Origin of the sequence: Micromonospora sp. URMC 103 (assembly GCF_051386435.1) — a bacterium.
In the GTDB taxonomy this organism is placed as follows: Bacteria; Actinomycetota; Actinomycetes; order Mycobacteriales; family Micromonosporaceae; genus Micromonospora.
In genome coordinates this window covers 1,975,519-1,992,303 of record NZ_JBPQTR010000004.1, presented here as the reverse complement: position 1 = coordinate 1,992,303, position 16,785 = coordinate 1,975,519, and the positions used below count along the sequence as shown (strand labels likewise).

Genomic DNA, 16,785 nt, shown 5'->3' with positions numbered 1-16,785 from the left:
GCACAGCATGCAGGACGCCGTCTGGTGGTTTCCTACCGGGTCGGCCCCGGCCGGCCGGTCAGCGCCGCTTCGCGCCGCCCGGCCGGTTTCCGCCGCCGCCGCTCGGCCGCCCGCTGCGGGCGCCGGTCGGCCGCTTGCCCGCCGGACGCGCGCCCACCTTCGGCGCGGCGCCGGCGAGGGCGGCCGCCTCCGCGTCGGTCGGTTCCGCGCCCGCGGCCGGACGCGGCGCACCCTTCGGGGTCAGCTCGCCCCGGGCGATCGCCCCGCGCCGGGCCAGGACGCGCTTGGTGTGCGCCTGGATCCGCGGCTCGAAGTCCTTGAGCGTGGTGAGCACCGGGGTGGCGAAGAAGATCGACGAGTAGACGGCGATGAACATACCGACGAAGAGCACCAGACCGAGGTCCTTCAGGGTGACCGCGCCGAGCGGCACACCGATGAAGAGCAGGCCACCCACGGGCAGCAGCGCGACCAGACCGGTGTTGATCGACCGCATGAGGGTCTGGTTGATGGCCAGGTTGGCCGCCTCGCCGTACGTCTGGTTGTTGTTGCCCGTGATCCCCCGCGTGTTCTCCTGGACCTTGTCGAACACCACGACGACGTCGTAGAGCGCGAAGCCCAGGATCGTGAGGAAACCGATGATCGTCGACGGCGTCACCTCGAACCCGACCGCCGAGTAGACACCCGCCGTGAGGACGAGGTTGAGCAGCAGCGAGGAGACCGCGCCGACCGCCATCCGCCACTCGAACCGGATGATCAGGTAGAGCATCACCAGCGCGATGAAGATGACCAGGCCGAGGATGGCGCGCTCGGTGTACTGGCCACCCCAGGCCGCGCTGACCTGGTTGGCGCTGATCTGGTCGGCGTTGATGCCGAACTCCTGCGCCAGCCCCGACTTGACCGCGTTGGCCTCGTCCGAGGGCAGGACCGCGGTGCGGAACTCGTAGAACTCGCCGGAGCCACCGCCGATGGTCTGCGCCGACTCGACCTCGGCGCCGCCGGCCTCGGCGCCCAGGACCCCGTTGACCCGCTCCTCGGCCTGCGTGAGCGTGCCGACGCTCGCGGGCACCTGGAAGGAGTTGCCGCCCTCGAACTCGATGCCGAGGGTGAAACCCCGGACGAAGAAGCTCAGCACCGCGGCGAGCACCAGCACGCCCGCGATGGAGAACCAGAGCTTGCGCTTGCCGATGATGTCGAGACCGGCCTCGCCCCGGTAGAGGCGGGTGGCCAGACCACTGCGGGCCATGTCAGGCCTCCTTCACGCGGGACGGGCGGGTGGTGGTGGCCCCCTCGGCCTCGGCCGTGCGCAGGACGCGGCCCAGGCCGCTCACCCGTGGCGACAGGAACGCGTTCGTCCGGGCGAACATCGTCATGATCGGGTGCCGGAAGAGGAACACCACGACCAGGTCGAGCACCGTGGCCAGACCCAGCGCGAAGGCGAAGCCCTTCACCGTGCCGACCGACACGATGTAGAGCACCACGGCCGCGAGGATCGAGATGGCGTTCGCCGAGATGATCGTCCGGCGGGCACGGGCCCAGGCCCGGGGCACCGCGCTGCGTGGGCTGCGACCCTCGCGGATCTCGTCCTTCAGGCGCTCGAAGTAGATGACGAACGAGTCCGCCGCCACACCGAGCGAGACGATGAAGCCCGCGATGCCGGCGAGCGTCAGGGTGAAGCCGATCTGCCGGCCGAGCACGATCAGCGCACCGAAGACCAGCAGCGCCGAGAGCGCCAGGCTCAGGAAGATCACCGAGCCGAGCAGCCGGTAGTAGAAGAACGCGTAGATGATGACCAGCAGCATGCCGATGCCGGCCGCGAGCAGACCCGCCCGCAGGTGGCTCGCGCCCAGGGTGGCCGAGACGTTCTGCTGCTCCTGCGCCTCGAAGGTCGCCGGCAGGGCGCCGTAGCGCAGCTGGCTGGCCAGCGTGCTCGCGTCCTTCTGGTTGAAGCTGCCGGTGATCTGGGAGTTGCCGGTGAGCACGCCCTGGATCTCGGGCGAGGAGACGATCTCGTTGTCCAGCACGACGGCGACGCGGCACTTGCCGTCCTGGCCGAGGGCGGAGGCGTCGCACGCCTGCCCCTCGTTGTTGAACGCCTCACGCGTCAGGTTGGTCCACTTGTCCTGACCGCCGCCGGTGAAGTCCAGGCTGACGACCCAGGAGTTGGTCTGGTCGAGCACGGCGCTGGCGTCGTCCACGTCGGTGCCGAGCACCTTCGCCACGTCGAGCAGGTACTTGGCGGCGCCGTCCTCGCACGCGACGGTCTGCTGGTTGGGGTCGGAGATCGACCCCGGCGGCCGCTTGTCGAGCTGGGCGCAACCGATGGTGGGCACGTTGAACTGCATCTGCGCCGGCAGGACCCCGACCTCCTCCGGGCTGAGCGTGCTGAACGGCTTCAGCTTGTCGGCGAGGGAGGGGTCGGCCGTGAGGTCCGCCGGGGCCTGCAGGCCGTTGGCGGCCGACCAGGCGGCCGCGCCGACCTTCTGCTCGACGGCCTTGCGCTGCTCCTCGATACCGGCCGGGACCGGAGTGCTGGCGCTCGGCGAGGGCGCGGCGGCGCTCGGCGAGGCCGACGCGGGTGCCGACGGGCTGGCGCTGCTGCTCGGCGTCGGCGCCATGCCACCCTGGCCGCCCGACGGCGAGGTGGTCACCTTCGCGGACGGGCTGCCCGACGGCGTCGCGCTCGCACCGCCCGACGGGCTCGCGCTGCCCGACGGGGCCGGGCTGGCGCTGCCGGACGGAGTGGGCGCCGGCGCCGGGGGCGTGACCGCGCCGCTGCCGTCGGCCGCCTTGAGCACCTTGCGGAAACGCAGCTCGGCGGGGGTGCCCACGCTGGTCAGGTCGCGGTTCTCGCCGGGCAGGGAGATCACGATGTTCCGGTTGCCCTCGGTGACCACCTCGGCCTCGGCCACACCGAACGCGTTGACCCGGTTCTCGATGATCTGGCGGGCCTCTTCGAGGTTCTCCGCCGTCGGCGCCCGGCCGTCGACGGTGTTCTTCGCCTCGAGCGTCATCCGGGTGCCGCCGATGAGGTCCAGGCCGAGCCGCGGCTCGAGCCGGTCCTTGAAGCTGCCGCTGGCGCCTCCCGAGAAGAACACCAAAAGATAGAGGACCACGAAGATGCCCGCCAGCACGGCCAACTGCCGGCCGGGGCGCATCTGTCCCTGAGGTGGTGCCACGGCTGTCCTGTCTCCCTGTAACGGTCGCGCCGCCGCCCCCGCGGCGACGGTGTCGGCCGGGGTCACCGGCCGACGGGTCCTCCCGGGCGGCGCGCACGACGGCGGCACGACACTCCCGCGGGCGGCAGGGGACACCGACCGGTCACGGAGGCGTGCCGACGCCTCAGGCGTCGACCCGACTATCCAGTTTTCACGTCCCGCCCGCCGTCCGGTCCGGCCGGCGGAGGAGCCGCCCGGACAGGTGGCGGGTCACTCCTTGACGGTGTCCGCGTCGTCGACGGCCGGGGTGGCCGGAAGCTCGGCCCGCGTGACCACCCGGGCGATGGCCGGGCGTGCGTACCGGGTCTGCACCCCGGGGGCGACCTCCAGCAGCACGGTGTCGTCGTCCACGCCGGTGACCGTGCCGTAGAGCCCGCCGATGGTGACCACCTCGTCACCCGGACCCAGCGCGGACTGCATGGCCTCGGCCTCGCGCCGGCGCTTCTGCTGGGGGCGGATCATCATGAAGTACATGACACCGAAGAGCAGGACGATCATGAGGATCGGCGTGAGACCGCCGGCTCCACCGCCCGCTGCTGCGTAATGCACGGTTACAGACCTTCCCATTGGCTCCCGCCGGCACCGGTATGCCGGAGCGGAGGCGGAATCTCACATCCTGTAGAGACCGCGGCGAAGTCTAATCCCTGCGCCTGGGAACGCCGAATGCGGCACAGATCACGTTCGGATCACGGCTGATCGGGCGCGGTCGAGAACAGATCGGGCACGGGAGGGGCATCCGTGCCAAATGTACCATTCGGTGGCGTACGGCCCAGGTGATGCCAGGCCGCCGCGGTGGCCACCCGCCCCCGGGGCGTACGCGCCAGCAGCCCGGCCCGGACCAGGAACGGCTCGCAGACCTCCTCGACCGTGTCCGGCTGCTCCCCCACCGCCACGGCGAGGGTGGACAGCCCCACCGGGCCGCCCCGGAACGAGTCCACCAGCGCGGTGAGCACCGCCCGGTCGAGCCGGTCCAGGCCGAGCGCGTCGACGTCGTACACCGTGAGGGCCTCGCGGGCGGTGTCGAGCGTGACCACGCCGTCGGCCCGGACCTCGGCGTAGTCGCGCACCCGGCGCAGCAGCCGGTTGGCGATCCGGGGCGTGCCCCGGGACCGGCCGGCGATCTCCGCGGCGCCGTCGTCGGTGATCGGCACGCCGAGGATCCGCGCCGAGCGGCGCAGCAGCACCTCCAGGTCCTGCGGGGAGTAGAAGTCGAGGTGCGCCACGAAGCCGAACCGGTCCCGCATGGGCCCGGTGAGCAGGCCGGAGCGGGTGGTCGCGCCCACCAGCGTGAACGGCTCGACGTCGAGCGGGATGGCGGTGGCGCCCGGCCCCTTGCCCACCACCACGTCGACGCGGAAGTCCTCCATGGCGCTGTAGAGCAGCTCCTCGGCCGGCTTGGCGATCCGGTGGATCTCGTCGATGAAGAGGACGTCGCCCTCGGCGAGGCTGGTGAGAATCGCGGCGAGGTCGCCGGAACGCTCGATGGCGGGGCCGCTCGTCACCCGGATGCCCGAGCCCAGCTCGGCGGCCACGATGTTGGCGAGGGTGGTGTTGTGGACGACGAAATCGTTGACGGTGAACGTGTGGTCGCCCTCAACGGTCAGGCACCGGCACTCCTGGAGGCCCACCGGCTCCACCGCGGTCACCCGGTCCGCCGCGAGCCGCTCCTCGAACCGGTCACGCCGGGGAGCCCACTCCGCGAGTCGCCTGCCTCGTTCCCCGATCACGGTCACCCGCTCGACGAACCTGGCCACGTCGTCCTGGCTGGTGATGCTGAGACGCCACGACTCATGCTGTCTGCCCTGGTAACGCCCCCGCTTCAGCTTCAGCCGGGACTGAATGCCCAGACGCAGCAGAAGGTGTTGCACATCCGCCAGCAGCTCACGAGACACGCTGTAGTACTCGACAACCACGTCGTAGCGATTCCTCCCGCGCCGGCTCACCGTGCCGTCGCAGGCGAAGTACGCGCCGAGGAACGCCGACACCTGCCAGGCGTCGCCTCGATAGACGAACTCCGGGACCCGTTTCTGCCAGGCGTTCTTGTCGAGCAGCCCGTGCTCCGCGAGCCACGGGCGGAGGCCGGAGATCCGGATCAGGGAGCTTCGTGCGCTGTTGGGTCTGGTGGTGTGGACGAGGCCCAACCGATCGCAGGTCGCCCGGAAGTCGGCCAAAACACTCTCGTCGCCGCCCGTGAAGGTGACCTGGTTGGTCGTGCAGCCGTCACCCACCAGGTAGCCGGCGAGCTTGAACTCGGCCAGATCCTGTGTGCCGTCGGCGACCAGGTCCGGCGTCAGCACGTTCGCGACGTAGTCACGGTCGGTGAGGTCGCCGGCCTTCACCCAGCCGTCGGGCGTCCAGAACGGGTGATCCGGTGCCGCCACCACCTCCCGGCCCGAGGCGGTCCGGATCCGAACGGAGCTCAGCTCGCCCTGCTCGTGCACCGCACTCACCGCCGCACCCGCACCGGTGCGGGTGATGACGCGATCGCCGACACGAATGTCGCCCAGACGCCGCCGGGAGCCGTTCTCGAGCAGCACCAGAGCGTCGACGGACACCGGCTTACCCAGGCCGGGCGGCCCGGACAGGAGAATGTGGTCCGGCGGGCTCCCGCGCCGCATGGCGCCCTGAAGCAGCAGGTCGAGCTGGTCGCGGACCCGGTGCTGGGCGATGAACTCGTCCAGCTTCTTCGGCCGGACGCTGGCCTCCGCGTCCCGCTCGGCGTCGTTGACGTACGCCGAGACGAGCCCGCCGTCGGGAGCGGTCATCGGGTGCGGCCCAGCAGCCGGATGGCCTGCTTCAACAGGACCGGCACGGGCGGGGTCGGCCCGTCGACGGTCTCCGCGACCGCGGCGACCGCCTGGTCCGCCTGGGCGGCCGTCCACCCCAGCCCCACGAGCGCCTGCCGGACCTGGTCGGGCCAGGCCCCGCCGGTGACGCCGGCCGCGCCGTCGGCGCCCACCGGCACCGGGCCGATCCGGTCGCGCAGCTCCAGCACGAGGCGTTCGGCGCCCTTCTTGCCGATGCCGGGCACGCGGGTCAGGGCGGCCGTGTCGGCGTTGGCGATCGCCTTGCGTACCGCGTCGGGGGTGTGCACGGCGAGCACGGCCTGGGCCAACCGGGGGCCGACCCCGCTCGCGGTCTGCAACAGCTCGAAGAGCTGCTTGGCGTCGTCGTCGGCGAACCCGTACAGGGTGAGCGAGTCCTCCCGCACGACCAGACTGGTGGCCAGCCGGGCCGGCTGGCCCACCCGCAGCTCGGCCAGCGTGGCCGGGGCACAGTGCACCGCGAGGCCCACGCCGCCGACCTCGATGACGGCCTGGTCGGGACCGGTCGCCGCGACCACCCCGCGCACGCTCGCGATCATCTGACTCCTCCTCGTCGGGCCCGGTCGGCCGCGGCGGCCAGCTTGGAGCGGGTGCCGCCGCGCCAGATGTGGCAGATGGCCAGGGCGAGCGCGTCGGCGGCGTCGGCCGGGCGCGGCGGCTCCGGCAGCCGCAGCAGCCGGGTCACCATGGCCGTCATCTGCGCCTTGTCCGCCTGGCCGGAACCGGTCACGGCCGCCTTGACCTCGCTCGGGGTGTACGTCTGCACGGGCAGCCCGGCGCGCGCGCCCGCGAGCACGGCGATCCCGCTGGCCTGGGCGGTGCCCATCACCGTGCGGACGTTGTGCTGGCTGAAGACCCGCTCCACGGCCACGCTCTCCGGCTGGTGCTCGGCCACCAGGTCGGTGAGCGAGCGGTCCAGGTGCAGCAGGCGGAGCGGCAGCTCGTCGGCGGGGTCGGTGTAGACGACGTAGTAGGCGACCAGGGTGCAGGGCCGGCCGGGCACGCCCTCGACGACACCCACACCGCACCGGGTCAGCCCCGGGTCGACGCCGAGCACCCGCACGCCGCCTCCTCCCCCAGCCGCCAGCAGTACGTGTGTTCGACACCCTACTGGTCACCGGAACCACCGGCCTCACGGGACACGCCGGGGCGGAGGCGGCGCGCGACACACGTGACCGACAGCAGCCGCCGGCCCGCCGCCGGTCGTGCAGCGCTCCCACACACCCTGGCGGTCGAGTATGTGTCACGACCCCATGTGCGCCCGGCCACACAGCTCGTAGTTTTGTGCGCCATGACGGCAGAACCCGTGGCGGTCCCCCACGTCGTGAACGTCGACCTCACCGGTCGGACCGCCCTGGTCACCGGGGGCGGCAGCGGCATCGGCCGGGCCTGCGCCCTCCGGTTGGCGGCGGCCGGCGCGGCCGTGCTGGTGGTGGACCGCAACGTCGAGTCGGCGAAGGCGGTGGCCGCCGAGGCGGGCGGCCGGGCCGAGGGGATCGACCTCGCCGACGCCGAGGCCGTGGACCGGCTCGACACCGACGTCGACATCGTCGTGAACAACGCCGGCCTGCAGCACGTCGCCCCGGTGCCGGACTTCCCCGCCGAGCGTTTCGCGTACCTGCACCGGGTCATGGTGGAGGCGCCGTTCCTGATCATCCGCCGGGCGCTGCCGCACATGTACGCGAAGGGGTGGGGGCGCATCGTCAACATCTCCTCCGTGCACGGGTTGCGGGCCTCGCCGTACAAGTCGGCGTACGTGTCGGCGAAGCACGCCCTGGAGGGCCTGTCGAAGGTGGTGGCGCTGGAGGGCGCGGCGCACGGGGTCACGGCCAACTGCATCAACCCGGCGTACGTGCGCACGCCGCTCGTGGAGAGCCAGATCGCCGACCAGGCGGCCAGCCACGGCATCCCGGAGTCCGAGGTCGTCGAGAAGATCATGCTGGCCCGCGCCGCGATCAAGCGGCTCATCGAGCCGGAGGAGGTCGCCGAGCTGATGGCGTACCTCTGCACCACCCCGGCGGCCTTCATCACCGGCGCGTCGATCGCCCTCGACGGGGGCTGGACGGCGAACTAGTGGCCCCCCGCACAATGGGCGTCATGTCCTCGCCGGTGGAGTTCCTCGAACTGCTCGCGCGGGAGGCGGCCGCCGTCGAGTTCGAGGGCCCGCTGGTCGCCGCCCGCGCCGCCGGCCTCCCCGCCGACCAACTCGCCGAGCTGGAGCAGGCGAAGACCGTGGCGCTGCGGGTCCGCGCGCTGCTGGAGCGCCGGCGCCGCCGGGAGACCGAGCTCTCCGGGCTGTACGACACGGTGAGCGACCTGGCCGGCCTCCGGGACCTGGACGACGTGCTGCGCGCCATCGTGCACCGGGCGCGGACGCTGCTCGGCGCCGACGTGGCGTACATGACGCTGAACGACGACGAGCGCGGCGACACCTACATGCGGGTCACCGACGGCTCGGTGTCGGCCCGGTTCCAGCGGCTGCGGCTGCCCATGGGCGCCGGGCTCGGGGGCCTCGTGGCGCAGACCGGCGCCCCCTACGTGACCGCCAACTACCCGGAGGACGACCGCTTCCACCACACCGGTGAGATCGACGCGGGCGTGGGTGAGGAGGGCCTCGTGGCCATCCTCGGCGTGCCGCTGCGCCTGGGGTCGACCTCGATCGGCGTCCTCTACGCGGCCAACCGCTCGGCGCGGCCGTTCGCCCGGGAGGAGGTGGCCCTGCTCGTGTCGCTCGCCGCGCACGCGGCGGTGGCCATCGACACGGCCCGGCTGCTCGCCGAGACCCGCTCGGCGCTGGCCGAGCTGTCGGCCGCGAACACCACGATCCGGGCGCACAGCAGCTCGGTGGAGCGGGCCGCCGCGGCGCACGACCGGATGACCGCCCTCGTCCTGCGCGGCGGCGGGGTCGAGGACGTGGCCGCCGCGGTGGTCGAGGTGCTCGGCGGGGCGCTGCTCGCGCTGGACGCCGAAGGCCGCCGGCTCGCGCGGGTCGGCGAGATAGACGAGCCGGAACGGCCGGACATCGTGGAGGCGGTGGCCGCGTCGCGTACGGAGGGGCGCAGCGTGCGCCGGGGGTCGCTCTGGTACGCCGCCGTGGTGGCCGGCGCCGAGAACCTGGGCGCGCTGGTGTTGCGCCCGGACGAGGAGCTGGTCGACGCCGACCAGCGGATCCTGGAGCGGGCCGCGCTGGTGACCGCGCTGCTGCTGCTGTTCCGCCGTACGGTCGCCGAGGCGGAGGGTCGGGTGCGCGGCGAACTGCTCGACGACCTCATCGCCCGGCCGCTGCGGGACACCGACGCGCTGCGCAGCCGCGCCCGCCGGCTCGGGGTCGACCTGGACGCGCCGCACGTGCTCGTGGCGGTCGGCGAGGATGCGATCGCCACGACCGGTTCGGCCCGGCAGCGGGTGCTCTCCTGGGCCACGACGTACGCCTCGACCCGCGGCGGGCTGGCCGCGGCGCGCGACGGCCGGGTGGTGCTGATGCTGCCCGGCCAGGACGCCGGCGGCAGCGCCCGCGCCGTGTCCCGGGACCTGTCCCGGGTGACCGGTCGGCCCGTGACGGCCGGGGCGAGCGGCCCGTCCGTCGGCCCGGCCTCGCTGGCGACCGCGTTCCGCGAGGCGGACCGGTGCCTCACGGCGCTCGGCGCGCTGGGCCGGGCCGGCCAGGGCGCGAGCACCGCCGAGCTGGGTTTCGTGGGCCTGCTGCTCGGGGCGGTCGGCGACGGCGGCGACCGCGACGTGGAGCAGTTCCTCACGGCGACGGTCGGCCCGGTGGTCGACTACGACGCGCGCCGGGGCACGGCGCTGGTCCGGACGCTGGAGGCGTACTTCGGGGTGGGCGGCAGCCTCGCCCGCGCCGCCGAGCAGCTGCACGTGCACGTGAACACGGTGACCCAGCGTCTGGAACGGGTCGGTCAGCTGCTCGGCGCGGACTGGCAGAAGCCCGAGCGGGCCCTGGAGGTGCAGCTCGCGCTGCGCCTGCACCGGCTGCGCTCCCCCGCCGGCTGAGGCGGCGGGCGCCCGCGGCTCGACGTGGCTCCCGCGTGGCGGCACAGCCCGGCGCGACCGGGTCAGCGGGCGCGGATGCCGTCGAGCACCCCGTCGACCACCTGTTCCGGCAGCACCGTGTCGTCCAGCTCGGGGTGCCAGCGCAGGACGCGCTGAATGAGCATCGGCCCGGTGAGCAGCGCCAGGGCCAGCTCGACATCGAGGTCCGCGCGCAGCTCGCCGGTGCGGATGCCGCGTTGCAGCACCTCCCGCACCCGGGCCCGGCGGGGCTCGATGACGCCCTGGTAGAGCTGGTAGCGGTCGTGGTTGCGGTTCACCTCGGGCAGCAGGCAGGGCATGATCTTCGCGGCGCGCGGGTCGGCGTTGCGACCCACCCCGCCGAGCAGCAGCACCAGGTCGTCGCGGACGGACCGGCCGGCCGGCTCCGGCGGGACGCCCTTGAGGATGCTCAGGGCATCCCGCAGCAGGGCCTCCTTGCCGGGCCAGCGGCGGTAGATCGTCGCCTTGCCCACCCCCGCGCGACTGGCGATCGCCTCGATCGAGAGCGCCTCGATCGTGCTGCCCTCGGCCAGCAGGTCGAGGGCAGCGTCGATGATCGCCTCGTCGGCGCGGGTGCTCCGCGGCCGCCCGGGCGGCCGCGGAGCATCGGCAGGGGACGTCATGTCGGACATTGTCGCCGAACCTATGCGGTCCCGGCCAACTCCGGTTCGGTGGCCGGAGCCTCCCGCACCGGGACCGATGCGGTCCGGCCCGGCAGCCAGCGCAGCGCCACGACGATGCCGAGGGCGGCGACCAGCGCGGACAGCGCCGCCGCCCAGTGCATGGCCGTGATGAACGAGTCGTTGGCCACCGCGAGCAGCTTGGGCGCCGCCGGCCCCAGCTGGCCGGCCACGGCGTACGCGCCGGAGATGGACTCGCTCGCCGTGTCGTGCGCCTGGGCGGGCAGGCCGGTCAGGGCCGACTCGACGTCGTTGCGGTAGACCGCGGAGAGCACCGAGCCCAGCACCGCCACGCCCAACGCGCCGCCCACCTGCCGGATGGTGTTGCTGACCGCCGAGCCGACGCCGGCCTTCTCCCGCGGCAGCGCCGACATGATCGACTCGGTAGCGGGCGGCATGATGTTGGCCATCCCGACGCCCTGGATGAAGTAGAAGACCAGCACGATCCAGATCGGCGTGCTCGCGTCGATGAAGACGAACGCGCCGAGCGAGACCACGGTCAGCGCCAGCCCGACGGCCGCCACGGCCTTGCCGCCGTACCTGCGGACCATCGCGGCGCTGCGCGGCGCGAAGATCAGCTGCGCTCCCGCGAAGGGCAGGAAGAGCAGGCCGGTCTCCAGCGGGCTGTAGTCGCGTACCAGCTGGAGGTAGAACGAGCCGAAGAACATGACGCCCATCGCGGCGAAGAAGATCAGGCCCACGATGGCCACCGGCGCCGCGAACTGCGGCACCCGGAACAGCCGGACGTCCAGCGACGGGTGGTCGCTGCGCCGCTCGACCGCCACGAACCACGCGAGCACCGCGACGCCGCCCACGATCGCCGCCCACACGAGCGGCCGGTCGAAGCCGTGCTCGCCGCCGTCGATGATGCCGTACGTCAGCGCCACCAGGCCGACCACCGACAGGATCACGCCGAACACGTCCACCCGGCCCGGGTTCGGGTCCCGCGACTCGGGCACCAGCAAGGCCACCAGGATCACGCCGACCACGATCACCGGCACGTTGATCAGGAAGACCGACCCCCACCAGAAGCGCTCCAGCAGCGCCCCGCCGAGGACCGGGCCGATCGCCACGGCGAGACCCACCGCACCGGCCCAGACGCCGATGGCGCGGCCCCGCTCGCGGGGGTCGAAGACGTTGGAAATGATCGAGAGCGTCACCGGCATGATCGCCGCGCCGCCGATGCCCATCAGCGCGCGGGCCGCGATCAGTTGCGCGGGGCTCTGGGCGTACGCGGACGCCAGGGACGCCAGCCCGAACAGCACCAGACCGATCAGCAGGAACCGCCTGCGGCCGGCCCGGTCGCCGAGCACGCCGAAGGTGAACAGCAGGCCCGCGAACACCAGGGTGTACGAGTTGATGGACCACTCCAGCTCACCCTGGCTGGCGCCCAGCCCGTGCACCGGGTCGGCGAGGGTGCGTAGGGCGACGTTCAGGATCGTGTTGTCGAGGACGACCACGAGGAGGCTGATCACCAGCACCCCCAGGATCGCCCACCTCCTCGGGTGGCCCGTGTTGTCACGGATCTCCATGTCCGGTACTCCCCCCGGTTTTCCCCGCAGCACAATTCGATACGGGGCAGACTCGTAATCGCGATCAGCCTACGGCCGCCATTAACGATACGGAACCGATCCGTATCGTATGTGTCCGGCGTCACGCGTCGGCATCGCCACCGGTTCCCGGGGGCGGGTTTGGGGGTTGTGTCCGGATCGCGGGCCGCCGGCGGAGCACCTCCCACGATGCGCGTGATGCCTCAGAGTCATATTTATGCCTCTGAGGCATCACCCTCGTGAAGGGGATCGCCCGCCACGCGGCCCGCGACACGGCCGCGGCGGGGCGTGTCGACCGTGGGGATGGGCGGCTCATGGCCCGCTGGGCGGGCGTGGGTCGTTTGTGGGTGTGACCGGTGGCATCCCGGGGCCGGAATCGTCGCCGGGTCGGGGGCGTTGACTACCCGCGACGGCCGAGGAACCAGCCCGCTGGGTGCGGGCCGAGCTCATGGCCCCCGGAATGATGGCGGGCCGCCGGTCGTTGCACACCAACCCGGCGCGGTGGAGCCCCCGCCCATCGCCTGCCGACCCCGGGCGCAGGCCCCGTGAGGCCGACCCGAACCCCAGAGCTTTCCCCCTTTTGTTTGCCTCACCCCCGAGGAGCTTTCGATGAACACGATGCTGCGTAAGAGCGTGCTGGGTATCGCTGGTCTGGCGTTCACCACCGGTGTCGCCGCCGGCCCCATCGCCGCCCACGCCGCGACCCCGAGTCACGACATGAAGCCCGTCGCCGTGGTGCAGGCTGACAAGCCGGCCGTGGACAAGGCCAAGCTGATCCCCCACGGCACCCAGGGCGCGCAGTCGCACATCGACCTGGACGACGAGCAGACCAACAACGCCAAGGCGATCATCGCGGCGACGAAGAAGTCCGGCCTCGACGAGCGGGCCGCGGTCATCTCCATCGCCACGAGCCTGCAGGAGTCGAAGCTGGAGAACCTGGGTCACCTGGGTGACGCCAACGACCACGACTCGCTGGGCCTGTTCCAGCAGCGCCCGTCGAGTGGTTGGGGTACGCCGGAGCAGATCACCGACCCCGAGTACTCCACGATGGCCTTCCAGAAGGGCCTGAAGCAGATCGACGGCTGGCAGGACATGCCGCTGACCGAGGCGGCGCAGACGGTGCAGGTCTCGGCCTACCCGGACGCGTACGCGCAGTGGGAGCAGCAGGCCGCCGACCTGGTCGCCCAGTACTGGAACAGCTGACCCATCCGATCACCGGCCGGGTCCCCACCACGGGGACCCGGCCGGTGGCGTCCTCAGCCCTGCCGGCGGGCCAACCAGCGCCGGGCCAGCGCGGCGACGCTCCCCCAGATGCCGCGCCGGAACAGCAGCACCACGAGGACGAAGATGCCGCCGGTCACCAGGCCGATCGCCTCGAACCCGGAGAACGACAGCCAGTCCTCCAGGCGGACCACGATGGCCGCGCCGAGCACACCGCCCCACAGCGTGCCGATGCCGCCGAGCACGACGACGATGACGGCCTTGCCGGAGGTCGTCCAGTGCAGCACGTCGAGGGAGACGAAGCGGTGCCCGACCGCGAAGAGTCCGCCGCCCAGCCCCGCGATGAAGCCCGACAGGACGAACGCCGTGAGCTTGTAGCGGTGCACGGGGTAGCCCAGCGCCCGAGCCCGGGCCGGGTTGTCGCGGATGCCGACGAGCACCCGGCCGAAGGGCGAGTGCACGATCCGCCACGCGGCGGTCAGGCCGAGCAGCACGATGGGCAGGATCGCGTAGTAGAAGTAGTAGTCGTCGGTGAGGTCCAACCCGAAGAACGATCGGGGTACGCCCTGGAGGCCGTTCTCGCCCCGGGTGACCGACCGCCACTCGTTGGCCACGTAGTAGACCATCTGGGCGAACGCCAGGGTCACCATGGCGAAGTAGATGCCGGTCCGCTTGACGGCGAGGTAGCCGATGGGGACGGCGAGCACGGCGGCGGCGAGCGCCCCGGCCAGGACGGCCGCCGGGAACGGCAGGCCGGCGTGGATGGCGACCAGCCCGGTGACGTACGCGGACGTGCCCCAGAACGCGGCGTGCCCGAAGGACATGAGCCCCGTGAAGCCGAGCAGCAGGTCCACGGCGACGGCGAACAGCGCCCAGCAGAGGATGTCGACGGCCACGGCCGGGTAGAGCCCGTTGGGCAGCCAGAGCGCGGCGATCAGACCGACGGCGAGCAGGGCGTACCGGATCCAGCCGGGCGCGCGGGCCACGGTCACGAGGGCCGACGGCGGCGCCGGGCGGCCGGCGTCGGCCGGGGTGTCGACGGTGCTCGTCATGCCGGCGCCTCCTCACGTCCGAAGAGCCCGGCCGGGCGCCAGAGCAGCACGACCGCCATCACGATGAACACGATCGTCTGCGACACGATCGGGAAGTCCGACAGGTACGCCTCGCCCCACGCCTGCACGAGGCCGATGCCGAAGCCGGCGGCGACCGAGCCGAAGATCGAGCCGAGACCGCCGATGACCACTACGGCGAAGACCACGATGATGAGGTCGGCGCCCATCAGCGGGTTCACGGCCCGCATGGGTGCGGCGAGCACCCCGGCGAGCCCGGCCAGGCCGATGCCGAACCCGAACACGGGGGTGACCCAGCGCCCGACGTTGATGCCGAACGCGCGGGTGAGCTCGGGCCGCTCGGTGGACGCCCGCACCACCATGCCGACACGGGTCCGGGTCAGCACCCACCACACGGCGACGCAGACGGCCACGGCGAAGCCGAGGATGAACACCCGGTACGTCGGGAAGTCGAAGAGCCCGAAGTCCACCGAGCCGTCAAGCGCCGACGGGGTGGCGTACGGGCTGGACTGCACGCCGTACCGGCTCTTCACGAGGTCCTGGAGGATGAGCGTCAGGCCGAAGGTGAGCAGGAAGTTGTAGAGCGGGTCGAGCCGGGTGAGCCGGTGGATGACCGCCCGCTCCAGCGCCATGCCGAGCAGGCCGAGCCCGACCGGCATGATGACCAGGGCCGCCCAGAACGGCACGCCCGCCTCGCTGAGCAGCACGTACGCGCCGAACGCGCCCAGCATGTAGAAGGCGCCGTGGGCGAAGTTCACGACCCGCAGCATGCCGAAGATGACGGCGAGCCCGAGGGCGAGCAGGGCGTAGAACGCCCCGCTCACCAACCCGTTGAACGTGTTCTGCAGAAAGCCTGTCACAGCGCTGCCCTCGTTCGCGACTGCGGGGCTCGCAAAACCGGCTCACTCCTCGCGCTCACAGCTTGCAGTCCGGGGACGGGGCGGCGAACGCCTCCGCCGCCGGAATGGTCTCGAGCACCTTGACGTAGTCCCACGGCTCGGTGACCTCGGCCTGCGGCTTCACCTGGGCCAGGTACGCGTCGTGGATGACCCGGTGGTCCTCGGCGCGGATCTTGCCGTTGCGCAGGAAGACGTCGTTGATCTCCTTGCCCTCCAGCCCCTTGACGATGGTGTCCGCGTCGTCGGTGCCGGCGGCCTGCACGGCCTCCAGGTACTGCATGGCGGCCGAGTAGTTGGCCGCGTGGGCGAAGGACGGCCGGGTGCCCGTCTCCTTCTGGAACCGGTCGGCGAACTCGCGGTTGGTCTGGTCGAAGTTCCAGTACCAGGCGTCGGTGTAGGTGGTGCCGGCGAGCGCGGCCGGCGTGAGCGAGTGGATGTCGGTGATGAACATGAGGCCGACGGCGAGGCCGACGCCCTTGTCCCGCAGCTTGAACTCGTTGTACTGCTTCACGACGTTCACCAGTTCGGCGCCGGCCTGCATGGTGCCGAGCACCTGCGGCTTCGGGTTCAGCGTCGGCGCCTTCAGCAGGAAGGTGGAGTAGTCGCCGCTGGTGTTCGGGAACGGCGCGCCGTCCTTACCGACCACCTGCCCGCCAGCGGCCGTGATGGCGGCGGAGAAGCTCTTCTCCATGTCCTGCCCGAAGGCGTAGTTCGGGTAGAGGATGTACCAGTTCTTCCCCACCTGCTGGGTGGTGACCTTGCCGGTGCCGTTGGCCAGCATGTGCGTGTCGTACGCGTAGTGGAACGTGTACTTGTTGCAGCTCTTGCCGGTCAGGTCGGTGGTGGCGGCGCCGATGTTGAAGTAGAGCTTCTTCTTCTCCTTGGCCACGTCGGCGACCTTGAGGGCGGCCGAGGAGGTGGGCACGTCGAGGATGATGTCGGCGCCCTTGCGGTCGTACATCTCGGCGGCCTTGCTGTTGGCGATGTCGGGCTTGTTCTGGTGGTCGGCGGTCTCCACGCCGATGTTCGTCGTCACCGCCTTGTCGCCGTACTTGGCCTTGAAGTCGGCCACCGCCATCTCGACGGCCTTCACCGAGTTCTTGCCCGACAGCTCGGAGTACGCCCCGGACTGGTCGTTCAGGACACCCAGCACGATCTTGTCGCCGGTCAGCTTCTGGTCGCCGCCCGACTGGGGCCCGCCGCCACCGCAACCGGCCATCAGCACCACCGCGGCCGACGCCGCGGCCACACCCACGGTCCTACGCATGCCATTCCCTC

The 16,785-nt window shown here is 71.9% G+C and carries 14 protein-coding genes and 2 pseudogenes; 3 read left to right on the top strand and 13 right to left on the bottom strand.

Annotation, left to right across the window (positions count from 1 at the left end):
- Positions 1-58 precede the first annotated feature (58 nt).
- The 8 genes and pseudogenes from secF to ruvC all read right to left on the bottom strand — a co-directional run bounded on the left by secF (position 59) and on the right by ruvC (position 7,103).
- Entirely contained in the window at positions 59-1,243 is a 1,185-nt protein-coding gene (secF, locus tag ACSNOA_RS12835; RefSeq protein WP_436658205.1) for a protein translocase subunit SecF, read from the bottom strand.
- Between the two features lies 1 nt (position 1,244).
- The gene (gene secD / locus ACSNOA_RS12830; RefSeq protein ID WP_436658204.1) at positions 1,245-3,176 is read right to left on the bottom strand and encodes a protein translocase subunit SecD; all 1,932 of its coding nucleotides are present in this window, start codon (positions 3,174-3,176) and stop codon (positions 1,245-1,247) included.
- A 249-nt stretch (positions 3,177-3,425) separates the two neighbouring features.
- Positions 3,426-3,782: a preprotein translocase subunit YajC gene (gene yajC / locus ACSNOA_RS12825; RefSeq protein WP_436658203.1), complete on the bottom strand. Its 357-nt coding sequence runs from the start codon at positions 3,780-3,782 to the stop codon at positions 3,426-3,428.
- Between the two features lie 119 nt (positions 3,783-3,901).
- Positions 3,902-4,948 carry a Holliday junction branch migration DNA helicase RuvB gene (gene ruvB / locus ACSNOA_RS12820; protein ID WP_436658396.1) on the bottom strand — a complete coding sequence of 349 codons (1,047 nt, stop codon included), beginning with the start codon at positions 4,946-4,948 and terminating at the stop codon, positions 3,902-3,904.
- A gap of 9 nt (positions 4,949-4,957) precedes the next feature.
- Positions 4,958-5,596 (bottom strand): annotated as a pseudogene (locus ACSNOA_RS12815) (LAGLIDADG family homing endonuclease); the annotation flags it as partial.
- 39 nt (positions 5,597-5,635) lie between these two features.
- Positions 5,636-5,980 (bottom strand): annotated as a pseudogene (locus ACSNOA_RS12810) (Holliday junction branch migration DNA helicase RuvB); the annotation flags it as partial.
- On the bottom strand, positions 5,977-6,579 hold the full coding sequence (gene ruvA, locus ACSNOA_RS12805) for a Holliday junction branch migration protein RuvA (RefSeq protein WP_436658202.1): 603 nt from the start codon (positions 6,577-6,579) through the stop codon (positions 5,977-5,979). The gene ruvA and the pseudogene ACSNOA_RS12810, both read right to left, overlap by 4 nt.
- Complete coding sequence (gene ruvC / locus ACSNOA_RS12800) at positions 6,576-7,103, bottom strand: crossover junction endodeoxyribonuclease RuvC (protein ID WP_436658201.1); 528 nt, start codon at positions 7,101-7,103, stop codon at positions 6,576-6,578. The genes ruvA and ruvC overlap by 4 nt, the downstream gene beginning before the upstream one ends.
- Before the next feature lie 228 nt (positions 7,104-7,331).
- On the opposite strand from ruvC, the gene ACSNOA_RS12795 reads away from it, so the two are divergent.
- A complete protein-coding gene (locus ACSNOA_RS12795) occupies positions 7,332-8,114 on the top strand; it encodes a 3-hydroxybutyrate dehydrogenase (protein WP_436658200.1) in 783 nt (260 codons plus the stop codon).
- Between the two features lie 14 nt (positions 8,115-8,128).
- Positions 8,129-10,048, top strand: a complete 1,920-nt coding sequence (locus ACSNOA_RS12790; protein ID WP_436658395.1) for a helix-turn-helix domain-containing protein — start codon at positions 8,129-8,131, stop codon at positions 10,046-10,048.
- A gap of 62 nt (positions 10,049-10,110) precedes the next feature.
- Here the strand turns inward: ACSNOA_RS12790 and ACSNOA_RS12785 are convergent, their stop codons facing one another.
- Complete coding sequence (locus ACSNOA_RS12785) at positions 10,111-10,719, bottom strand: TetR/AcrR family transcriptional regulator (protein ID WP_436658199.1); 609 nt, start codon at positions 10,717-10,719, stop codon at positions 10,111-10,113.
- A gap of 11 nt (positions 10,720-10,730) precedes the next feature.
- Positions 10,731-12,299, bottom strand: coding sequence for an MFS transporter (locus ACSNOA_RS12780; RefSeq protein WP_436658198.1), 1,569 nt, complete (start codon positions 12,297-12,299; stop codon positions 10,731-10,733).
- A 627-nt stretch (positions 12,300-12,926) separates the two neighbouring features.
- On the opposite strand from ACSNOA_RS12780, the gene ACSNOA_RS12775 reads away from it, so the two are divergent.
- The gene (locus tag ACSNOA_RS12775; protein WP_436658197.1) at positions 12,927-13,520 is read left to right on the top strand and encodes a hypothetical protein; all 594 of its coding nucleotides are present in this window, start codon (positions 12,927-12,929) and stop codon (positions 13,518-13,520) included.
- 53 nt (positions 13,521-13,573) lie between these two features.
- Here ACSNOA_RS12775 and ACSNOA_RS12770 read toward each other — a convergent pair whose 3' ends face one another.
- The 3 genes from ACSNOA_RS12770 to ACSNOA_RS12760 are packed head-to-tail and all read right to left on the bottom strand — an operon-like array spanning position 13,574 to position 16,774.
- Entirely contained in the window at positions 13,574-14,590 is a 1,017-nt protein-coding gene (locus ACSNOA_RS12770) for a branched-chain amino acid ABC transporter permease (RefSeq protein ID WP_436658196.1), read from the bottom strand.
- The gene (locus tag ACSNOA_RS12765; RefSeq protein WP_436658195.1) at positions 14,587-15,468 is read right to left on the bottom strand and encodes a branched-chain amino acid ABC transporter permease; all 882 of its coding nucleotides are present in this window, start codon (positions 15,466-15,468) and stop codon (positions 14,587-14,589) included. The genes ACSNOA_RS12770 and ACSNOA_RS12765 overlap by 4 nt, the downstream gene beginning before the upstream one ends.
- A 55-nt stretch (positions 15,469-15,523) precedes the next feature.
- On the bottom strand, positions 15,524-16,774 hold the full coding sequence (locus tag ACSNOA_RS12760; RefSeq protein ID WP_436658194.1) for an ABC transporter substrate-binding protein: 1,251 nt from the start codon (positions 16,772-16,774) through the stop codon (positions 15,524-15,526).
- Positions 16,775-16,785: the final 11 nt, after the last annotated feature.

Bases quoted from the DNA above. Each gene is read 5' to 3' on its own strand.
- secF (WP_436658205.1), bottom strand. From the start codon at position 1,243: ATGGCCCGCAGTGGTCTGGCCACCCGCCTCTACCGGGGCGAGGCCGGT.
- yajC (WP_436658203.1), bottom strand. From the start codon at position 3,782: ATGGGAAGGTCTGTAACCGTGCATTACGCAGCAGCGGGCGGTGGAGCC.
- ruvA (WP_436658202.1), bottom strand. From the start codon at position 6,579: ATGATCGCGAGCGTGCGCGGGGTGGTCGCGGCGACCGGTCCCGACCAG.
- ACSNOA_RS12795 (WP_436658200.1), top strand. From the start codon at position 7,332: ATGACGGCAGAACCCGTGGCGGTCCCCCACGTCGTGAACGTCGACCTC.
- ACSNOA_RS12790 (WP_436658395.1), top strand. From the start codon at position 8,129: ATGGGCGTCATGTCCTCGCCGGTGGAGTTCCTCGAACTGCTCGCGCGG.
- ACSNOA_RS12785 (WP_436658199.1), bottom strand. From the start codon at position 10,719: ATGTCCGACATGACGTCCCCTGCCGATGCTCCGCGGCCGCCCGGGCGG.
- ACSNOA_RS12780 (WP_436658198.1), bottom strand. From the start codon at position 12,299: ATGGAGATCCGTGACAACACGGGCCACCCGAGGAGGTGGGCGATCCTG.
- ACSNOA_RS12775 (WP_436658197.1), top strand. From the start codon at position 12,927: ATGAACACGATGCTGCGTAAGAGCGTGCTGGGTATCGCTGGTCTGGCG.
- ACSNOA_RS12770 (WP_436658196.1), bottom strand. From the start codon at position 14,590: ATGACGAGCACCGTCGACACCCCGGCCGACGCCGGCCGCCCGGCGCCG.
- ACSNOA_RS12760 (WP_436658194.1), bottom strand. From the start codon at position 16,774: ATGCGTAGGACCGTGGGTGTGGCCGCGGCGTCGGCCGCGGTGGTGCTG.